Annotated in this window: 14 protein-coding genes; 9 read left to right on the forward strand and 5 right to left on the reverse strand. The window is 72.7% G+C overall.

The annotated features are described in order from the left end of the window. Positions 1–2,797 (reverse strand): DNA gyrase subunit A (gene gyrA / locus ABZT49_RS25150; protein WP_355290048.1); only part of this gene is annotated, 2,797 nt, incomplete at its 3' end. 305 nt (positions 2,798–3,102) lie between these two features. Between gyrA and ABZT49_RS25155 the strand changes: the two genes are divergently transcribed. Beyond that, positions 3,103–4,329, forward strand: a complete 1,227-nt coding sequence (locus tag ABZT49_RS25155) for an MFS transporter (RefSeq protein ID WP_355290049.1) — start codon at positions 3,103–3,105, stop codon at positions 4,327–4,329. Positions 4,330–4,595: 266 nt separating this feature from the next. On the opposite strand, the gene ABZT49_RS25160 is transcribed toward ABZT49_RS25155, so the two are convergent. Then, complete coding sequence (locus ABZT49_RS25160; protein ID WP_355290052.1) at positions 4,596–4,907, reverse strand: DUF2934 domain-containing protein; 312 nt, start codon at positions 4,905–4,907, stop codon at positions 4,596–4,598. Positions 4,908–5,138: 231 nt separating this feature from the next. Between ABZT49_RS25160 and ABZT49_RS25165 the strand changes: the two genes are divergently transcribed. From ABZT49_RS25165 to ABZT49_RS25190, 6 genes are read left to right on the forward strand one after another with little or no spacing between them, the layout of a single operon-like run. Further along, entirely contained in the window at positions 5,139–7,061 is a 1,923-nt protein-coding gene (locus ABZT49_RS25165; RefSeq protein WP_355290054.1) for a methyl-accepting chemotaxis protein, read from the forward strand. Beyond that, positions 7,054–8,388, forward strand: a complete 1,335-nt coding sequence (locus tag ABZT49_RS25170) for a chemotaxis protein CheW (RefSeq protein WP_355290056.1) — start codon at positions 7,054–7,056, stop codon at positions 8,386–8,388. Before ABZT49_RS25165 ends, ABZT49_RS25170 begins: the two co-directional genes overlap by 8 nt. Next, the gene (cheB, locus tag ABZT49_RS25175; RefSeq protein ID WP_355290058.1) at positions 8,385–9,491 is read left to right on the forward strand and encodes a chemotaxis-specific protein-glutamate methyltransferase CheB; all 1,107 of its coding nucleotides are present in this window, start codon (positions 8,385–8,387) and stop codon (positions 9,489–9,491) included. The genes ABZT49_RS25170 and cheB overlap by 4 nt, the downstream gene beginning before the upstream one ends. Then, complete coding sequence (locus tag ABZT49_RS25180; protein WP_355290060.1) at positions 9,488–10,354, forward strand: protein-glutamate O-methyltransferase CheR; 867 nt, start codon at positions 9,488–9,490, stop codon at positions 10,352–10,354. Before cheB ends, ABZT49_RS25180 begins: the two co-directional genes overlap by 4 nt. Further along, positions 10,347–12,377, forward strand: a complete 2,031-nt coding sequence (locus tag ABZT49_RS25185) for an ATP-binding protein (protein WP_355290062.1) — start codon at positions 10,347–10,349, stop codon at positions 12,375–12,377. The genes ABZT49_RS25180 and ABZT49_RS25185 overlap by 8 nt, the downstream gene beginning before the upstream one ends. After that, positions 12,374–12,649: a hypothetical protein gene (locus tag ABZT49_RS25190; RefSeq protein ID WP_355290064.1), complete on the forward strand. Its 276-nt coding sequence runs from the start codon at positions 12,374–12,376 to the stop codon at positions 12,647–12,649. The genes ABZT49_RS25185 and ABZT49_RS25190 overlap by 4 nt, the downstream gene beginning before the upstream one ends. 220 nt (positions 12,650–12,869) lie before the next feature. Here the strand turns inward: ABZT49_RS25190 and ABZT49_RS25195 are convergent, their stop codons facing one another. Then, on the reverse strand, positions 12,870–13,253 hold the full coding sequence (locus ABZT49_RS25195; RefSeq protein WP_355290066.1) for a hypothetical protein: 384 nt from the start codon (positions 13,251–13,253) through the stop codon (positions 12,870–12,872). A gap of 186 nt (positions 13,254–13,439) precedes the next feature. After that, a complete protein-coding gene (locus tag ABZT49_RS25200) occupies positions 13,440–14,414 on the reverse strand; it encodes a poly(3-hydroxybutyrate) depolymerase (protein ID WP_355290068.1) in 975 nt (324 codons plus the stop codon). 622 nt (positions 14,415–15,036) lie between these two features. On the opposite strand from ABZT49_RS25200, the gene ABZT49_RS25205 reads away from it, so the two are divergent. Together ABZT49_RS25205 and ABZT49_RS25210 are read left to right on the forward strand one after the other, a co-directional pair. Beyond that, positions 15,037–16,515 (forward strand): DUF882 domain-containing protein, encoded by a 1,479-nt coding sequence (locus tag ABZT49_RS25205; RefSeq protein WP_355290070.1) that lies wholly within the window; start codon positions 15,037–15,039, stop codon positions 16,513–16,515. A 12-nt stretch (positions 16,516–16,527) separates the two neighbouring features. Then, positions 16,528–17,154, forward strand: coding sequence for a cyclic nucleotide-binding domain-containing protein (locus tag ABZT49_RS25210; RefSeq protein WP_355290071.1), 627 nt, complete (start codon positions 16,528–16,530; stop codon positions 17,152–17,154). A 310-nt stretch (positions 17,155–17,464) separates the two neighbouring features. On the opposite strand, the gene ABZT49_RS25215 is transcribed toward ABZT49_RS25210, so the two are convergent. Next, positions 17,465–18,237, reverse strand: a 773-nt coding sequence (locus ABZT49_RS25215) for an ATP-binding protein (protein ID WP_355290073.1), incomplete at its 5' end; no start/stop codon positions are given.

The following is an 18,237-nucleotide window of genomic DNA, read 5'->3' on the forward strand; positions in this document are numbered from 1 at the left end:
CCGGCCCCTTCCCGGCCCGGGACCCGGGCGCGTAGATCCGGGGGGCTCCCCGCCCGGACTGTGCCGCATGCCCGCTCTCCTCCGCCTCGCCCTCGCCCTCGATGTGCTCCACCGACACCACCTTCTCGGTCTTGTCGGTGTTGAACACCGTGACGCCCTGCGAGGCGCGGCCGACGACGCGAATGTCATCGACCGGCACGCGGATCAGCTTGCCGGCGTCGGTGACCAGCATGATCTGATCGCTGGTCTCGACCGGGAAGGAGGCGACGAGGGTGCCGTTGCGGGCATTGACCTCCATCGCCTTGATGCCCTTGCCGCCGCGGCCCGAGATCCGGTACTCGAAGGACGAGGTGCGCTTGCCGAAGCCGCGCTCCGACAGGGTGAGGACGAACTGCTCCGCCGCCCCCATGGCGATGTAGCGGTCCTGCTCGAGATCGATCGAGGCCGCGGCCTCCTCGGCCTCCGGCTCGGGCGCCGCCGGCAGCTCGATCGCCTCGCCGGTGGCGCGCCGGTCGGCATTGGCGCGCTTGAGATAGGCCTGGCGCTCCTCGGGCGAGGCCTCGAAGTGGCGCAGGATCGTCATCGAGATGACCTGGTCGCCCTTGGCGAGGTTGATGCCGCGCACGCCCGTCGAGTCGCGGCCTTTGAACACCCGCACGTCGGTGGTGGGGAAGCGGATGCACTGGCCCGCGCCGGTGGTCAGCAGCACGTCGTCGGCTTCGGTGCAGATCTCGACGTGGACGATGTGGTCGCCCTCGTCGAGCTTCATGGCGATCTTGCCGTTGCGGTTCACCTGCACGAAGTCGGACAGCTTGTTGCGCCGGACATTGCCGCTGGCGGTCGCGAACATCACGTCGAGCGTCTCCCAGGACGCCTCGTCCTCGGGCAGCGGCATGATGGTGGTGATGCGCTCCTTGCCCTGGTCGAGGGGCAGGATGTTGACGAGCGCCTTGCCCCGCGCGTTCGGCGCCGCGAGCGGCAGCCGCCACACCTTCTCCTTGTAGGCCTGCCCCTGCGAGGAGAAGAACAGCACCGGGGTGTGGGTGTTGGCCACGAACAGCCGGGTGACGAAATCCTCGTCGCGCATCGACATGCCGGCGCGGCCCTTGCCGCCGCGGCGCTGGGCCCGGTAGGTCGAGAGCGGGACGCGCTTGATGTAGCCGGCGTGGGACACGGTCACGACCATGTCCTCGCGCTGGATCAGGTCCTCGTCCTCGACGCTCGAATCCCAGTCCAGGATCTCGGTCTTGCGCGGGGTCGCGTACTCGGCCCGCACCTCCGCCAGCTCGTGCTTGACGATGCCCATGATCCGGGCGCGCGAGCGCAGGATGTCGAGGTAGTCGGCGATCTCGTCGGCGAGCCGCTTCAGCTCGTCGCCGATCTCGTCGCGGCCGAGCGCGGTCAGGCGCTGCAGGCGCAGGTCGAGGATGGCGCGGGCCTGGGTCTCCGACAGGCGGTAGGTGCCGTTCTCGCTCACCCGGTGGCGCGGATCGTCGACGAGGGCGATCAGCGGCGCGATGTCCTCCGCCGGCCAGTCGCGGGACATCAGGGCCTCGCGGGCGGAGTTCGGGTCCGGCGAGGTCCGGATCAGCCGGATCACCTCGTCGATGTTGGCGACCGCGATGGCGAGACCGCACAAGACGTGGGCCCGCTCGCGCGCCTTGTTCAGCAGGAACTTGGTGCGGCGGGAGACGACCTCCTCGCGGAAGTCGATGAAGGCCTGGATCAGGTCCTTGAGGTTGAGGAGCTCGGGGCGCCCGCCGTTCAGCGCCACCATGTTGCAGCCGAAGCTCGATTGCAGCGGGGTGTAGCGGTAGAGCTGGTTCAGCACCACGTCGGCGACGGCGTCGCGCTTCAGCTCGACGACGATGCGCATGCCGTCGCGGTCGGATTCGTCGCGAAGATCCGCGATGCCTTCGACGCGCTTCTCGCGCACGAGATCCGCGATCTTCTCGACCAGCGAGGCCTTGTTCACCTGATACGGGATCTCGGTGAAGATCAGCGCCTCGCGCTCCTTGCGCAATTCCTCGATGTGGGACTTCGCCCGCATGATCACCGAGCCGCGGCCGGTCATGTAGGCCGAGCGCGTGCCCGAGCGCCCGAGGATCGAGCCGCCGGTGGGGAAATCCGGCCCCGGGATGATGTCGTTCAGGCCCTCGATGGTGATCGCCGGATCGTCGATGAGCGCGATGCAGCCGTCGATCACCTCGCCGAGGTTGTGCGGCGGGATGTTGGTCGCCATGCCGACCGCGATGCCGCCGGCGCCGTTGACGAGGAGGTTCGGGAAGCGGGCGGGCAGGACCGCCGGCTCGTCCTTCGACTCGTCGTAGTTCGGGTTGAAGTCGACGGTGTCCTTGTCGATGTCCTCAAGGAGCGCCATCGACGGCTTGGCGAGGCGCGATTCGGTGTAGCGCATCGCCGCCGGCGGGTCGCCGTCGATCGAGCCGAAATTGCCCTGGCCGTCGACCAGCATCAGCCGCATGGCGAAGTCTTGCGCCATGCGGACGAGGGCGTCGTAGATCGACTGGTCGCCGTGCGGGTGATACTGACCCATCACGTCGCCGACGATGCGGGCCGACTTCACGTACTTGCGGTCCGGCAGGTAGCCGTTCTCGTACATGGAGTACAGGATGCGGCGGTGCACGGGTTTGAGGCCGTCGCGCGCATCCGGCAGGGCCCGGCTGACGATGACGCTCATCGCGTAGGCCAGGTAGGACTGGCGCATCTCGTCGGTGATCGAGACGGGCTTGATGTCGGTCGCGGGCGGGGTAGCGCCGGTCGAATCGTTCTCTGCCAAGGTCTGTCTCTCGTCGCGGCCCGCGCGGGCTCACACTCTCTCGCCGGACGGCTTAGCCGATTTGCGCTCCGGGTGCCAGCGGAACGCATGGAAGGCGAAGCAAATCAGCATCTTAGATGGGCGTTCCGGGGATGTTCCACAACCCCGCCGGACACCTGTGGACGAGTGTCCCGCGAACTCGTTAGAGATTGGCAAAGGATGCGGGAATCGGACGCCGGTCCCGTGCCCGCCTGCAACGGGAGGCCGGCGCCGATGGACGTCGTTCTGGATCACGCACCGGCCTGCGGCCCGGGCTCGGCCGTCTCATGATCGCGCAGAGGCGCTGGCCGGTCATCTCGGCGCTCGGCATCGTGCAGATCCTCGCCTGGGGCTGCAGCTACTACCTGCTGACGGTGCTCGGGCCCTCGATCGCGGCGGAGACCGGCTGGGGGCTGCCCTGGATCTTCGGCAGCCTCACCGCCGGCATGCTGGCGGCGGGCCTGGTCGCGCCCTTCGCCGGCCGGACGATCGGCCGCCGGGGCGGGCAGCCGGTCCTGGCGGTGTCGGCCCTGCTGCTCGCCGCCGGACTGGTGACCTTGAGTCTCGCCCCGAACCTTCCGGTCTTCGGCCTCGGCTGGCTGGTGATCGGCGCCGGGATGGGATCGGGGCTCTACGACGCCGCCTTCGCGACGCTCGGGCGGCTCTACGGTGCCGATGCGCGCCCGGCGATCACGACGCTGACCCTGTGGGGAGGGTTCTCCAGCACCCTGTGCTGGCCGCTCTCGGCTTTCCTGCTCGCGCATCTCGGCTGGCGCGGCACCTGCCTGACCTACGCCGCCCTGCAGCTCGGCGTGTGCCTGCCGCTGATCCTGGGCGCGGTCCCGCGCGCCGCCCCGCGGCCGGTGACAGGGGGCGGCCGGTCGGACGCGGTGTCGCTCGACGCTGCCGAGCGGCCGGTCTTCCTGATGCTGGCCGCGATCGTGACCTGCACCGGCATCGCCACCTCGATCTTTTCGGTCCACCTGCTGACCCTCCTGCAGGATCGCGGCCTGTCGCTGGCGGCGGCGGTGTCGCTGGGCACTCTGGTCGGGCCGTCGCAGGTCGGGGCGCGGCTGCTCGAAGTGGCGAATCGCAGCCGCCACCACCCGATCTGGACGCTCACCGCCGCGGTGGTGCTGATGGCGGTCGGCCTCGTGCTGCTGGGGAGCGGGCTGCCGGCGCCGGGCCTGGTGCTGGTGATCTACGGCGCCGGCAACGGGCTCTACTCGATCGGCCGCGGCACCCTGCCGCTCGCCCTGTTCGGGCCCGATCGCTACGCCGCCCTGCTCGGCCGGCTGGCGAAGCCGAGCCTCGCCGCGCAGGCCGTCGCGCCGTCGGCGGGAGCCTACCTCATCGCCCATGCGGGCGCCGACGCGACGCTGGCGGCTCTGGCCGTCCTGGGACTGATCGACGTCGCCCTCGTCGGCGCGCTGTGGCGGGTCCGGCGCCGGGGCAGACTCGCGGCGCGGGTCGCGGCCGACGAAAAGCCCCTCCCGCAGGGCGGAAGAGGCTGAGCGCCTGTTCGATAGGCGAGGGCGGCGTCACGAGACGCTGTCCTCTCCCATCCACGACCTCATCCTGAGGTGCCGGGCGATCGGAGATCGCGCGGCCTCGAAGGAGGCCTCCATACATCTCCGAGAGAACTGGAGGCTTCCCTAGAGGTCAGTCGATTTTCAATCGACTGACACCTCAGGATGAGGGTGTGGGTGGGATAAGATCGACAGAGATAGCGAACAGGCTCTGTCGTTGGGTCGGGCGCGGCACGCGCCCGACCATCATCTCAGTGCGTGGTGACGTTCTCGGCCGCCGCGGCGGCGCGGCGCCGGCGCGGGGCCGGCTTCGCCGCGGCCTCGGCCACCTCGGCGACGACCTTGGCCGCGGCGCTCTTGGCAGCCGCCGGCTTGCGCGCCGCCGGCTTGCGCACGGGCTTGGCGGCGACCGCCTCGGCGGCCGGCGCCTCGGCCGGCGCCGCCGACCGGGTGAGCTCCTGCTCGGCCAGGCGCCAGTAATGCTCGTCGCGGCCCGGCGCGCAGCCGTCCCGCTCCCACAGGGCGTAGGCCCGCTCGCGGATGCTCGTCTCGAAGTGATCCATCCCGACCTCCTCGGTGTTCAGTTGAGCGGACCATCGCGGCTCGTGGTTAAGGAACCCCTAACCTGCCGGGTGCCGGCGGCCTGCCGCCGGAAGAGGCGATGTTTCTCGCGAGGCGAGGCTTCGCGAGGCAAGGCTTGGCGCCACGCTCCCCAGGCCGATACCCCCGTGGCGCTTGCCGCGGCGGCGCGCCTCCGGCACATCGGGGCAGGCGCAGGCGGGTTGTTGGGCGCGATGGCACTGGTAAAGAAGGCGAAGCTCGCGGCCCGGGCCGGTGCGCCCACGGCGCCGGAGGCGGCACCCGCGCCCCGGCCGGGCCGGACCCGCGAGCCTGCGGACACGCGCCGCGAGCCTGCGGAGATGCGCCGGCAGAAGGCGACCGAGCGCCTGGGCGCCGCCACAGAGGAACTGGCGGCCGGCGTCACCGAGGCGGCGGCGGCGGCCGAGGAGCTGCGCCGGGCGATGGAGCAGATCGCCGGCGGGGCCGAGGAGGCCGCGGGCGCGGCGCAAGGGTCCCTTGCGGCGGTGGCGGCGATCGTCGGGCGCTTCCGCGAGGCGCGCGAGCGGGCCGACCTGTCGCGCCAGCGCACCGCCGCGTTCCAGTCCGTGCTCGCCGAGGCCAGCGTTCAGGCGACACAGTCGGTCGCGGCGATCGAGGCCGAGGCCGGGCGGCAGGCTGCGACGGTCGCCATCGTCGACGACCTCGACCGCGGGGCGGCGAGCATCGGCGAGGTCACCGGCACGGTCGGGGAGATCGCGGACCAGACCGGGCTGCTCGCCCTCAACGCCGCCCTGGAGGCGGTCCGGGCTGGGGAGTACGGCCGCGGCTTCACGATCGTCGCCGACGAGGTGCGGGCGCTGGCCGAGACCGCGGAGGCCGGGGCCGGAGAGGTGCGGGAGCGGGCCGAGGCGATCCGGGCCGAGATCCGGGCGCTCGGCGCCGCGATCCGGGACGCCGCCGCGCGGGCGATAGCGGAAGCCGCCTCGGGGACAGGGGTCGCCCGGCGGCTCGAGGCGGCGCGGGCCGATCTCGGGATCCTGGCGGAGGGCGCACAGGGCATCCTGGCGGCGTCGCTCCGGGCGGAAGCGACCACCCGCGAGGCGCAAGCCGGCGCCGAGCAGGTCGCGGCGGCGGCCGAGCAGCAGGCCGCCGCGGCCGAGGAAGCGCAACGCGCGGTGAGCCAGCAGACGGAAGCCCTCGACCAGGGCCAGGCTACCGCCGAGGCCCTGGCGGCCCTCGCCGAGACCCTGGGCGCGGCCGGCGCGACTCCCGAGGCGATCGCGGGGGCCGCCGACGCGCTCTCGGCCTCGATCCAGGAATTGTCGGGTGCGGCGGCCGAGATCCTGGCCGCGATCGACCAGATCAGCCGCGGCCTGACCGTCCAGAGCGCCGCGGCCCGGCAATCCGCCGCCGCGATGACGGAGATCGAGGCCGCCGCCGCGGAGGCCCGGACCGGTGCCGGCCGCGCGCTCGCGCAGGTCGCGGGCCTCGCCGGGACCCTGCGCGAGGCTCGCGCCACCCTCGGCGCCCTCGCCGACGGAGTCGGGCAATCCCTCGACGGGATGCGGGCCTCCCTCGACCGCCTCGGCACGATCGAGGCCGATACCGGGCGCATCGAGACGGTCGCGGAGGGCATCGCCCTCGTGGCGGTGCAGATCGGCATGCTGGCGGTGAGCGGCGCGATCGAGGCCACCCGCGCCGGCGAGGCCGGCCAGGGCTTCGCTGTCGTCTCGGGCGACATCCGGGCGCTGTCGCGCGACGCGAGCGCCGGTGCCGAGCGGATCCGCGCCACCTTGCGCACGATCCGGGACGGCGCCGCCGCCCTGCGCCGCGCCCTCGAACGCGCGGCGGACGCCGCCGAGGCCGAGGTGGCGAAGAACCGGACCCTCACGGCCGGCCTCGCCGCGGTGGCGGCCGACGTGGCGGAGCTGGAACGGGCCAACCGCGAGATCGTCGGCGGGGCCGACGAGATCCTCGCCGCCGCCGCCGGCATCGCGGCCGGCGCCCGCCAGATCGCCGCAGCCGCCGAGGAGGCCGACCGCGCCTCGAGCGAGGCCGCCACCGCCGCCCGCCAGCAGGCCCGCGGGGCCGAGGACCTGGCGGCGGCGGTCGAGGAGATCGCGCTGCTCGCCGACGAGCTGAAGGCGGATGGCTGAGGCCGGGCGCGAACGCGTCCTCGTCGTCGCGCTCGCCGACGACGGCCCGCGCGTCGCCCTCCCAGCCGAGCGCGTGCGCGCCCTGGCGCCGATCCCGGCCCTGACCCGGGTGCCCGGGGCGCCGGCCTTCCTCGCTGGACTCGCCGAGAGACGCGGCATGGCGCTCCCGGTCCTCGACCTCGCCCGGCTTCTGGCGCCGGCCACGGTGCGGAATCGCCCAAGCCCGGCCCTCCAGGGACGGATGGTGGTGGCTGAGGCGAACGGGCCGGTCGGGCTCCTCGTCGCCGGGATCGTCGGCCTTGAGGCGGAGCCGGGCGGGGTGGCGATCCTCGACCTGCCGGCCCTCGTCGCAGACCTTCTTCCGCGGCGACCGGGGGGAGCCGCCGATGTCGAGGCGTCGCGCAGCCATGCGGAGCCGCAGCCGGCCAGCCCGGACGCCGCCTTCCTGGCCCTCACGGTCGCCGGGCAAACCTACGCCCTGCCGCTCGGCGCGGTCGAGGCGGTGACGCGCCGGCCGAAGGCGGTCGCGCCCGCCTCCGGCGCGGGATCCTTCTTCCCCGTCGCGATGCCGTGGCGCGGGCAGGCGCTGCCACTCGTCGATCTCGCCACCCGGCTCGGGCTCGCGGGCGGCGCCGGCACCCGGGTCGCGGTGCTCCGCGGCGTCGGGCTGGTGGCGGACCGGGTCGGGCCTGTGCTGCGGGTGCGGCCGGAGGCGATCGACCCGGTGCCCCGGGCCCTGCGCCGCGCCGGCCCGGCCGCCGATCTGGCGGCCGGGTTCCTGCGCCGCGACGACGGCACCCTCGTCTGTCTTCTGTCGCCGCAGGCCTTCGCCGGCGCCGCGGAACCGGCGCGGGCCGCCCCCGTCGCCGCCGGCACCGCGCCGATCGTCGTCGTCGACCTCGCCGGGCGCGCCTACGGCCTGCCGGCCGGGGCGGTATGCCGGGTGGAGCGGGCGCCGGAGGCGCTCGTGCGGGTGCCCCGGGCGCCGGGCGACCTCGCCGGGATGCTGGCCGTCCGCGGCGGGGCGCTGCCGGTCCTCGATCTGCGCCGGCGCCTCGGCCTGCCGCCCGGTGGGACGCGCGGACGCCTCGTGGTGGTCGAGGCCGGGGGCGTGCGGGCCGGCCTCCTCGTCGATGGGACGGCGCGGCTGGTGCGGCCGGAGGCCGGGGCGATCCGGCCGGCGCCGCGAGGAGTCGCGGATGAACTCGCAGAGGGGTTCGGGGCCGCGCTGACCCGGGTGGCCGACCTGCCGGACGGGCCGCTGCCGCTGATCGATCCCGCCGCGCTCCTCGACCGTGCCGCGCTCCCCGGGAGGCCCGTCGCATGATCCGCCTCCTCGTGGTCGACGACTCGGCGCTGATGCGCAAGGTGCTGGGCGGCATCTTCGCCGCCGAGGGCGATTTCGAACTGGCCTTCGCCCGCGACGGGCTGGAAGCCCTCGACCTCCTGCCCCGCTTCGCGCCCGACGTCGTGACCCTCGACGTGACCATGCCGGGCCTCGACGGGCTCGCCTGCCTCGACCGGATCATGCTGGAGCGGCCCTGCCCGGTGGTGATGCTGTCCTCCCTCACCGGGGAGGGCGCGGAGGCAAGCCTCGATGCCCTGGCGCGGGGCGCGGTCGACGTGCTGGAGAAACCCGCCGGCGCGGTGTCGCTGGCGGTCGACCTGTTCGCGCCGGTGCTGGTGCAGAAGGTGCGGGCGGCGGCGCGATCCCGGCCGCGCATTGCCCTCGGGCTCGCCGCGCGCCTGCGCGCCCGGCACGCCGATCTCGCACCGCGTCCGGTATCGGCGGCGCCCCCGGCACCGCGCCAAGCAGAGACAGCCCTGACAACGGACTTGACCCTGCCGGCGGCCGCGGCAGGCGGCCTCGTCCTGGTCGGCGCCTCGACCGGCGGGCCACCCGCCCTGACCGCCTTCCTGGGCGAGCTGCCCGCTGATTTTCCCTGGCCGATCATCGTCGCCCAGCACATGCCGTCGACCTTCACCGGGCCGCTCGCCCGCCGGCTCGACGGGCTCTGCGCGCTCGGCGTGCAGGAGGTGACGGCGCCGGCGCTCCTGGCGCCGGGCCGGGTCTATGTCGGGCGCGGCGACGCCGACGTGATCGTGGTGCGCCGGCCCGACGGCCTGATGGCGGCCCCGGCCCCGGCCAAGGCCGATTATCCCTGGCACCCCAGCGTCGACCGCCTGGTGGAGAGCGCCCTCGATCTCGTCTTGCCGCACCGCCTCGTCGGAGTGCTGATGACCGGGATGGGCCGCGACGGCGCCCGGAGCATGGCGGTGTTGCGGGCCCGCGGCGGGCGCACCATCGCGGAGGCCGAGGCGACGGCGGTGGTCTGGGGCATGCCGGGCGAGCTGGTGAGGGCCGGCGGCGCCAGCGTGGTCGCGCCGCTGGAGACCATCGCGGCCGAGCTGACGGCTTTGGTGACATGAATCCGGACAGCGACGGCCCGCTCGCCGAGCCCGACCTGGCGCGGGTCTGCGACCTGCTCTACCGGCAGACCGGCATCCTGGTGCCGGGAAACCGGCGCGCCTTCGTCGAGCGCCGGGTGCAGGAGCGGATGCGCGCCACCGGCGCCGACGCCCTGCCGGCCTACCTCGCCCGGCTGCGGGCCGATCGCGACGGCGAGGTGCAGCTCTTCGTCAACGCCTTCACGGTCAACGAGACCTACTTCAACCGCGAGGAGCACCAGCTGCACTGCCTCACCGGCTCGCTCCTCGCCGCCGTCACCGCCGGGCGGAGCCCGAGCGATCCGATCCGGATCTGGTCGATGCCCTGCGCCACCGGCGAGGAGCCCTACTCGCTGGCGATCTGGCTCCTCGAGCACTGGCCGGCGGTCGACGACTGGGAGATCGAGATCGTCGGCTCGGACATCGACACCCGGGCCCTCGCCGCGGCGCAGGCCGGGCGCTACGGCGCCCGGGCGCTCGGCCGACTGCCGCCCGCTCTGATCTCGCGCTACTTCACCCGTGAGGAGGGGACCGCTGGGATCCAGTCCTGGCGCATCCTGCCGGAGCTGCGCGGCTCGGTGCGCTTCAGCCGCCGCAACCTCGTCGACGCGGCCGGGATGGCGCAGGAAGGGCGCTTCGACATCGTGTTCTGCCGCAACGTGCTGATCTACTTCGACGACGCCTCGCGAGAAATCGCCGCCGCCAACCTGTTCGCTGCCCTGCGGCCGGGCGGCTTCCTCTGCCTCGGCCATACCGAATCGATGGCCCGGATCCCATCGCGGTTCCGCACCCGCCGCTTTCCGGACGCCATCGTCTACCAGCGCCCGGAGGACGCGCATGCGTGACGCGCCCCTCGCCGACGGCCTGATGGCGGATCTGGTCGCGGATTTCGTGGCCGAGGCCCGCGAGCTGATCCAGGCCGCGGCCGGGGACCTGCTGGCCCTCGAAGGCGCCCCCGATCCGGCGGTGCTGAACCGGGTGTTTCGCGCCGTTCACACCCTCAAGGGCTCGGCCGCCCTGTTCGATTGGCCCGACATGCTCGCTGCCCTCCACGCCGCCGAGGACGGGCTTGCCGCCGCCCGCGCCGGCCGGCTCGCGACCGGCGCGGGCCTCGTCGATGCGGCGCTCGCCGCCCTCGACGCCGCCGCGCGCTGGACCGAGGCGATCGCCGCGACCGGGGCGCTCCCGGCCGGGAGCGCGGCGGAATCGGCCCGGATCGTCGCGGCCTTCCGGAGCCTGCTGGCCCCGTCGGGCGGAGCGCCCGATCCGGCACCGGCCGGCCCGGGATCCGGTCCGGTTCCCGACTGGGCCGCCGACCTTGTGGCGGGCTTGACCGCGCGGCCGGACGGCGCCGTCACGGCCCTGCGCTACCTCCCGCGGGCCGATTGCTTCTTTGCCGGCGACGACCCGATCGGCCTCGTGCGCCGGCTGCCCGGACTGCTCGCCCTCGACATCGCCCCCGCCGCGCCCTGGCCGCCGGCGGAGACCGTCGACGTCTTCGCCTGCAACCTCGCGGTGACGCTGCTCACCGCGGATCCGCGGGAGGCGGTCGACGCGGTGTTCCGCCTGGTGCGCGACCAGGTCACGACGGTCACCCTGGCACCGCCGGATCCGGCGGCCCCCGAAACCGACCCGGCCGCCGAGGCGGCTGGGGGCGCCGAGGCGGCGCCCAGGACCTTGCGGGTCGATGCGGGCCGGATCGACGCCCTCGTGGCCCTGGCGGATGACCTCGCCACCGCCCGCGCCGCCCTCGGCGCAGCGGTCGCCAGGGCGATCTCCGGAGACGATCCCGCCGCCATGATCCCCGCCCTGCGGGCGAGCGACGAGCGCATCGGGCGGCTCTCCACCGAGCTGCACCGCGAGGCGGTGGCCTTGCGGCTCCAGCCCCTGGCTCGGGTCTTCCGCCGCTTTCCGCGGCCGTTGCGCGACATCGCCCGCGACCTCGGCCGCGAGGCGGCGCTGATCCTGGAGGGCGAGGCGACCGAGGTCGACCGGGACGTGGCCGAGGGTCTGTTCGAGCCCCTGCTGCACCTCCTGCGCAACGCCGTCGACCACGGCATCGAGCCGCCCGCGGCGCGGAGAGACGCCGGCAAGCCGGCGACGGGCCGGATTGTCCTGCGGGCCGAGAGCCGGGGCGAGCGGGTCGAGGTCTCGGTCTCCGACGACGGGCGCGGCCTTGATCCGGCCCTCATCCGCGCCCGCGCCGCCGCCCGCGGGCTGATGGCGCCGGCCGCCCTCGCGGCTCTCGACACGGCCGGGGTGATCGACCTGATCTTCGCCCCCGGCTTCTCGACCACGACCGAGGTCGGCGCCGTCTCCGGCCGTGGCGTCGGCATGGATGCGGTGCGCGAGGCCGTCATGCGCCTCGGCGGCCGCTGCACCGTCGAGAGCCGGATCGGGGAGGGGACCACGATCCGGCTGATTCTGCCGCGCGCCCAGTCCCTCGCCCGGCTGCTCCTGGTCGGGATCGGCCCGGAGCTCTACGGCCTGCCGATGGAGGCCGTGGACGAGCTCGCCCGGGTGCCGCGGGAGCGCATCCGCGACCACGGCCTCGGCGCCGCCACGGTCCTGCGCGGCCGGACGGTGCCGGTGCTCCACCTCGCCGGTCTGCTCGACCTGCCCGGCGGTGTGGCACCCGCTGCGGAAACGGCCGACGCGCGGCTGGCGGTGTTGCGGCTTGGGGACGAGCGCGTCGCCGTCGAGGTCGACCGCTTCGCCGGCCGCCTCGACGGGCTGGTCCGGCCGCTGCCGGGCCTCGCCGCGCTGCCTGGCTTCGCCGGGACCGCGCTCGCGGGCGATGGCGGCCTTCTCCTGGTGCTCGATCCGGAGACCCTGGTTGGACCGCGGCAAGGGGAGGGGACGCCGTGAGCGTGCGCCGCGACGGTGAACTGATCCGCCTCGAGGGCGCCTGCCCGGTCGAGGAGGCCGAGACCCTGGCCGCCCTTCTCCTCGCCGATCCGGGCGCCGGGGTGGAGTGGAGCGCCTGCACCGGGCTGCACAGCGCAGTGATCCAGGTGCTGCTGCGCCTGCGCCCACCGCTCCACGGCACCTGCGGCGATCCCTTCGCGGCCCGCTGGCTCGCGCCGCTCATGGCGGTACCGGTCCCGGGTCAGGGGCCGACCGGTCGAGAGCCTGTTTGATTCGTTGCGTAGGCCAACTCTTCACGTCATCCCGGGGCTCGACGAAGTCGAGAACCCGGGATCCATAACCGCTGACGGTTCAGGATGAAGCGGAGAGCGTCTCGCCGGGTTCTGCACTGTCGGCGGTTATGGATCCCGGGTTCCGCTGCGCGGCCCCGGGATGACGATGGAGGGTTTCAACTCCGATGGAGCCCATCGAAGAGATTCCGACCGGTTTGATTCACGCCGCCGCTGCGACCCTGGCGGCATGCGCCGCCTGGATCTTCTTGCTAAGCCAGTACGAGTAGCCGACCGTCGAGTTGTCGATCAGGGTCGTCACGCTGGTCACGGTGTTCGCCACCAGGTCGCCGTACTGGCCGAACAGGTTGTAATCCTGCTCGATGACCTTCGACAGTGTGTTGGCCTTGTGCAGCAGCAGCGAATTTTCGTAGATCCGCAGCAATCCGGCGCGCCAGTCCTGGTCGATCTTCCAGAGCTGCTTCACGAAGGCGCCCTGCATCGCGTAGAGTTCGCCGACCGTGTCCGAGTCGGGGCTTTCCGAGAGGAGCTGCGCGGTCGCGACCGCGTTGGCGGTGCTGCGCGTCGCGAGCTCGCCGACGAGCACCGAGCACCGAGCGGCGCAGGGGCGCGGCGACCGGCGTCGCGGCGACCGGCGCCTGCTCGGTCGCGGTCAGGGCCGACTGCATGAAGGCGGCGAGCGGCGCCGCCAGGACGGAGCCGGGCGTGGTGGTGTCGGATGTCATCACGAATTCCCCAAAACGATGTTCGTCCGTCGATGGATCGCGGATCTTCAGCCGCCGAGGCGCTCCAGCATGGCGGCGATCGCCCGGATCTGGACGGCGTTCTTCGAGTAATAGTCGGGGTTGCGCGGGGTGGGCGAGCTGTAGCCCCACCAGTCCCAGCAGCCGTCGGGATTCTGCAGGTCGCCGCCGTCGCTCCCCTCCACCTGCGGGTAGAGGACGATGATGTCGTTGCTTTCGGCCATGTGGTTGTAGCCGGTCGTGGTGATGTAGCGGTTGCCGTAGGGCGGCTGATTGGCGGTGTCGGGCAGGCCCCGGACGTAGTTGACGTAGTTGTAGCCCTGCTTGCAGCCGTGCAGCGCGATGTGCACCCGCGCCTGCGCCCGCCCGGCCAGCACCGCCGAGGGCACGTAGGCGTAGCCGAAATCGCTCATGCTCGCGCGCTTGTTGCCGCCGAAGAACTCCTTCTGGTCGAAGCGGATCAGCCGTCCCATCAGGTGCTCGGCCGGCGCGTTCAGCTCGCCGTAGATCTGACGGAGGATCGCATGCGACTGCATGAAATTGCCGTTGTTGATGTAGGGCGGCCGATTGTCCGCGAGCGGTGAATCCTCGAGGTTGTCGGTGATGATCGAGTGGCCCGCATTGACGACGTCGTCGTAGAGGATGTTGGCGGGGTCGACGCCGAGGCGGAGGTAGAACTCCCGCGTACGGCTCACCACGTCCGGATAGACGACGCAGTCGGACCGGCCGGTGAAGATGTACAGCCGGTGATCGGCGAGGGCGTCGAGCGGGTCGATCAGGCCGAGGCCCGCCGCGTCCCGGGCGAGGGCCGCGAGATCCCCGGCATCCGGCGCCATCTGCGGGATGAGCGGGTTCATGCCGATGGCGAGCGCGCCGAGCTGGTAGGCATCGGCGGCAAGCAGTGACGCGCCGCGGAACGATTCGGCGCAGCGGAACGGGCCGCCCGCGATGATTCCGGCGCCCTTGAACCTGCCGGAATGGGCGAGGTGCATCTGCACCGTCATGAACGCCCCGGAAGACAAGCCTGAGATGGAACTCTCGCCTTGCCGAACATCGTACCGCGATAGACGCTCGGCTATCTGGCTCTGGTAGCCCATATCTTGATCTCCCGACAGATCGCGCCCACACGACATGTCTTTCCATCTCGGGATCTGTTGTCTTCCGAGATGATGCCGGACCAGAGCACGGCGGGGATCGTCTCGCAAGTGCAAAAAATCTGAAAAATTATTTTGCGGCGCAAAAAGCGTGACGAGGCAGCGATGACACGCGAATCGCGGCGCGGCACGATTGCGGTCCCGGCTACAATACAGGCCCCACGTATTTCCCAGGACGATGGGGATGGCATCCGCGCGGCTTCGTTTATTTCCTCTTTCCCGTGGGCGCACGGAAACGTGATGGCGGGCCGATTTTCGCCACGGTTGCGGCTTAGCCCTGCGGCCAACCCTGGCGCGGGGACCTGGTAACCGTTTGTTGACGGTTCTCGGCAACCCTGCGTTCACCATGGCGGCCACGCGGCCCGAGCGAGGAAGAGGGATCGTGCGAGCGCTCAAGCGTGCCGGCCGCGGCGCGGCCGACCCGGCCCGGGAATCCCTCTCTCGTCGATCCCGCGCCTGCCGTCGCGGCGCGATGGCCCTTGTCGCTTGCCTGGCGGCGGTCCTCGGCTCGACCAGCGGCACCCAGGACGCGGTCGCCAACGGCGATACCCGCACGATCTCGATCTTCCACGAGCACACCAAGGAGAGCGCGGCGATCACGTTCAAGCGTGACGGGCGCTACGACCGGGCCGCCCTGGAGCAGCTCAACTGGCTCCTGCGCGACTGGCGCCTCGACGAGCCGACCAAGATGGATCCGCGCCTGTTCGACGTGGTGTGGGAGGCCCACCGCGCCGTCGGCTCGCAGGATGCGATCCACGTCGTCTCGGCCTATCGCTCGCCCAAGACCAACGCCGCCCTGCGCCGCCGCTCCCGTGCGGTGGCCGAGCACAGCCAGCACATGCTCGGCAAGGCGATGGATTTCTACCTCGCCGACGTCTCGATCGACCAGATCCGGGCGATCGGCATGCGGATGCAGCGCGGCGGCGTCGGCTGGTACCCGCAAGCGAACAGCCCCTTCGTCCATCTCGACGTCGGCTCGGTGCGCTCCTGGCCGCGGATGAGCCACGACCAGCTCGCCCGCCTCTTCCCCGACGGCCGCACCGTCCACCTGCCCGCCGACGGCCGGCCGCTGGCCGGCTACGAGAGCGCCAGGGCCGAGATCCTGGCCCGCGGCGGCAGCGTGATGGGCGTGAGCCAGGCGATCGCCGCGGCGGACGAGGAGGACAGCCCGAACGTCGTCGGCCAGTTCTTCGCGATGCTGTTCGGCGGATCGAAGCCCGCTGCCCCGCCGCCCGCGCCCGTGGTCCTGTCCGGTCGCGCCGGTCGCGTCCGTCCGGTGGCCCTCGCCAGCGCCCAGCCGGAGGATGCCGGCACCCGCGATGCCCTCGCCTACGCGGCGCCCGCCGCGCCCGCCGCCCTGCTGCCGCAGGCGGTCGCCCGGCAGGCCGCCCTGCCGGAGCCGGTGCAGCCTGAGGCTGCCCCGGCCGCTGCGCCCGAGCCGGATATTCGCAGCGCCGAGCCGGCACCCGAGGCGCCGGTGAAGACCACCCTGGCATCCACCCCGCTGCCGCCCCGGCGCCCGTCGGAATTCGCCGCCCTGGCGGAGGCCCTGGTTGCCGCGCCGCCGCCGATCGCCGGGCACCTGCCGGCCAGCGTGCCGCTGCCCCCCGCCCGTCCGGCCTCGATCCAGGTCGCCTCGGCCGAGGCCGACCCGGCGGCCCTCGGCGCCATGCTCCAGCCGCGCCTCCGCGCGACGTCCGCGCCCGCGCCCGTGGTGCCCGCGCCCACCGACCAGAAGACGCAGCTGCGCGCCCTGTTCAGCGCCGCCGCGGCCGCCCCGGCGGTCGAGGCGGCGGCCGTCCGGATCATCCAGCGGCCGAAGGGCGGCACCCCACCCGCCGGCCTCGTCTCGGCGCCCGCCGGCGCGGTGGCGACCCGCTTCCAGAACGGCTCGTCCGCGGACGCGCCCGGCGCCGGCCGCTTCAGCGGGTCGGCGGTCGGGCGGCGCTGAGCGCGACAGGCCGTGAACTGGGTCGAGGCAATCGGCTATCTCGGGACCGGGCTCACCATCGCGTCGACCGCGATGAGCACCATGATCCCGCTGCGGGTCGTCTCGATCCTCGCCAGCGTGGCGGTGATGACCTACGGCCTCCTGACCGGCAGCATGCCGGTGGTGCTGACCGAGGCGATCCAGATCCCGTTCAACGCCTGGCGGCTGTACCAGATGGTCCGGCTGGTGCGCGACGTCGAGCGCGCCGCCGAGGGCGACCTCTCCCTCGACTGGCTCCGGCCCTTCGGCGAGTCCCGCCGCATCGCCGCCGGCGCGGTGCTTTTTCGCAAGGGCGACCCGGCCGACGAGATGTTCCTGATCGAGAGCGGCCGCTTCCGCATCGAGGAGCTGGATCTGGAGATCCGGCCCGGCGCCATCGTGGGCGAGCTCGGCATGCTCTCGCCCGGCAACCTGCGCACCGGCACCCTGGTCTGCACCGAGCCGGGCGTCGTCCTCGGCGTGGCCTATGCGGACGTGAAGCAGCTCTACTACCAGAACCCGGAATTCGGCTTCTACTTCCTCAAGCTGACGAGCGAGCGCCTGTTCCAGGCGACGCAAGGCGCCCCCGCGCGGAGCCCGGCCGGCGCCGAGGTGCTCTGAAGCCTGCACGGTTTCCGGGATGGCGACAGCGGAGCCCGGTCCATGACGGGGCCACGGCAGGCTGGGTAGGTATGTCACGCTCCCCTTTCCCGGACGACTGGAGCGTCAGCGGAAGGAGATCCGGGATCCAGGGGGATGTGCCGCGAAGCGGCTCCGAATGCTGCACCGTTGCAGACAAGCAGACGCTTCGCGACTTTTTGCGCTGAATCCCGGATCTCCTTGCGCTGACGCCGCAGTCGTCCGGGAATGGGGGGTGAAAGACGGATCGTCCGGCCGACGAACCTCGGCGATCCGGTCGCCGTCCCCTGCCTCACCCCTCGATGATCGACCGGATCTTGGTCGCCAGGCCCTCCACTGGGAAGGGCTTGGTGATCATCTGCATGCCGGGGCCGAGATGGCCGTTGCCGAAGGCGGCGTTCTCGGCGTAGCCGGTCATGAACAGCACCTTCAATTGGGGCCGCACCTGCCGGGCCTGGTCGGCGAGCTGGCGGCCGTTCAACCCCGGCAGGCCGACATCGGTCACCAGGAGGTCGATGTGGGCGGCCGATTGCAGCAGGCGCAGGCCCGCCGGCCCGTCGCCGGCCTCCAAGGTGCGGTAGCCGAGCTCGTGCAGCACCTCGATCACCAGGGCCCGCACGGTGGGATCGTCCTCCACCACCAGCACCGTCTCGCCGCGCTCGGCCCGCGGCACCTCGCCCCGTATCTCGGCGGCGGCTTCGACCTCGCCGTGATAGCGCGGCAGGTAGAGCTTGACCGTTGTGCCTTGGCCGGCCTCCGAGTAGATCTTGACGTTGCCCTCCGACTGCTTGGCGAAGCCGTAGATCATCGACAGGCCGAGGCCCGTGCCCTGGCCGAGCGGCTTCGTGGTGAAGAACGGGTCGAAGGCCCGGGCGATCACGTCCGGCGGCATGCCGGTGCCGGTATCGGTCACGCTGATGCAGACGTACTGCCCCGCCCGCACGCCGATGTCGCGGGCGGCATAGGCGTCGTCGAGATGGGCGTTGGCGGTCTCGATGGTGAGGCGCCCGCCCTCCGGCATCGCGTCGCGGGCGTTGATGGCGAGGTTGAGGATCGCGTTCTCGA

Origin of the sequence: Methylobacterium sp. EM32 (genome assembly GCF_040593685.1) — a bacterium.
In the GTDB taxonomy this organism is placed as follows: domain Bacteria; phylum Pseudomonadota; class Alphaproteobacteria; order Rhizobiales; family Beijerinckiaceae; genus Methylobacterium.